2 protein-coding genes and 1 pseudogene are annotated in these 1533 nt (G+C 50.0%); 2 read left to right on the top strand and 1 reads right to left on the bottom strand.

Annotated features, from left to right (window positions below):
* Both ACYQ8U_RS22985 and ACYQ8U_RS22980 read left to right on the top strand, forming a co-directional pair.
* A partial coding sequence (locus tag ACYQ8U_RS22985; protein ID WP_459947890.1) for a hypothetical protein occupies window positions 1-191 on the top strand: 191 nt, incomplete at its 5' end.
* Window positions 154-468 (top strand): HipA domain-containing protein, encoded by a 315-nt coding sequence (locus ACYQ8U_RS22980; protein WP_459947889.1) that lies wholly within the window; start codon window positions 154-156, stop codon window positions 466-468. The genes ACYQ8U_RS22985 and ACYQ8U_RS22980, both read left to right, overlap by 38 nt.
* Window positions 469-950: 482 nt before the next feature.
* Here ACYQ8U_RS22980 and ACYQ8U_RS22975 read toward each other — a convergent pair.
* A pseudogene (locus ACYQ8U_RS22975) lies at window positions 951-1533 on the bottom strand (DNA-binding protein); the annotation flags it as partial.

The raw sequence follows: 1533 nt of genomic DNA, 5'->3' as shown, positions 1-1533 counted from the left end.
CCGACTTGCTGCAGGTTTTTCTGCATGATGCCGACATCGGCACATTAACCATGTTGCCGAGTGGGAAAACATTTTTTTCGTTCAATGAAAATTTAATTCAAGCTGATCGAGCTCTTGGGAGAAGATCTGCCGGGTGCCGTGTCCGTAGTGCCAATGGGAGGCACCAGTGGATTGTCACAGGAGCCGGCTGAGGCAAAACAGGGTGAGAGTAAACCCGCTTATCGTTTCTCACTTGCCGGGGTTCAGTTGAAATTCTCTGCTATCGCGGAACGTCGTGGCGGTATGACGATCCCAACAAAAGGGGTGGGGGGAGACTGGATCATCAAACTGCCCGCGCAGAACTACATGCATGTCCCGGAAAATGAATGTGCCATGATGCAGCTGGCTGCGATGATCGGCATTCCTACTCCTGAAAATCGACTGGTTTCCATGGGAGAGATTGATGGCCTGCCGGAAATGGGCGTATGATCTGCTCTCGACTATCCCTTACCTTGCCAATGATAAACTGGCGTTGAAGCTCTACAACACCAGAGATATGCAGAACATTACCCTGGAACATTTCAGGAAATTGACTCAAAAATCACAAATACCACAGCATATGGTGTTGCAGGTCGTACGTGAAACAGTGGATGCAACTATTACATTGTGGAAGGAAAATCGCAAAAATTTTGCATTGATAAACATATTCACCAGGCTTCGAAGATGTTAAGTTGAAATTTGAAATTCGGGGTCGGACCAAGCTATCCCTTTTGATGAGGCGGTTGAAAATAGCCCCGAAAGCTACTGCCTTGTGGATAGAAACCGTGCTCGATGATAATGGTACGGTTCCCGCCCCTGGCCTTCTGGCCGATCATGTGAATACTCCTGATTACCAAAGTTGGTAGTGGATTCCGGGTCGAGCCCGGGATGACGGTTGTGGAACCGGCCGCACCCGTTTCAGTTCTCTATCCCTATCTTTCTGGTGTTTTATTTATCCTTTCTTCGGTCAAAGCCAGGGATTTAACGATTTCGGCCTTTTCAACCAACAAAACAGCGATCTTTTTTTCCAGATCCGTGATTGTTTTTCTGAGCTCCTGGATCTCTTGTTTTTGTTCTGTGACTGTCTCTCGAGTTTCCTTTTTAAGTTCGGCCAGGCTGGCCCGGGTTTCAGCCAGGATCTCAGCTTGATCTTGGTTTTTCTGTTCTGCTACAGCTGCGGCCTTTTCTGCGGACACCTTCTCTTTCTGAACTTCTGCCAGTTGAACACCTAAGTCCTGGGCTCGAGCTTCCGCTTTTCCTGTAGCCTGGTCGGCCCGTTCGACTTGCAGCATGGCTTTTGCGGCTTCGGTTCTGGATGTTTCAGCGGTCTCAATGAGTTGCCGTCGCTCCGTTTCCAGCGCCTCGATCCGAGTTCCCATAGATTCTAGTTTTTCTGTTGCAACAGCGGCAGCTGTTTCGGCGGCCTGCCGATCGTCGCTGGCCTGTTGTTGGATCTTGGCCAGTTCGGCGGCCAGGTCTTCGATGCGTCTCTCGGCTTCGGCCAGTCCATCCAGG

The sequence above is a fragment of the Desulfocastanea catecholica genome, from assembly GCF_054657295.1.
Note: the sequence above shows the minus strand (reverse complement) of the source record. Positions and strands in the feature narration are given on the sequence as shown.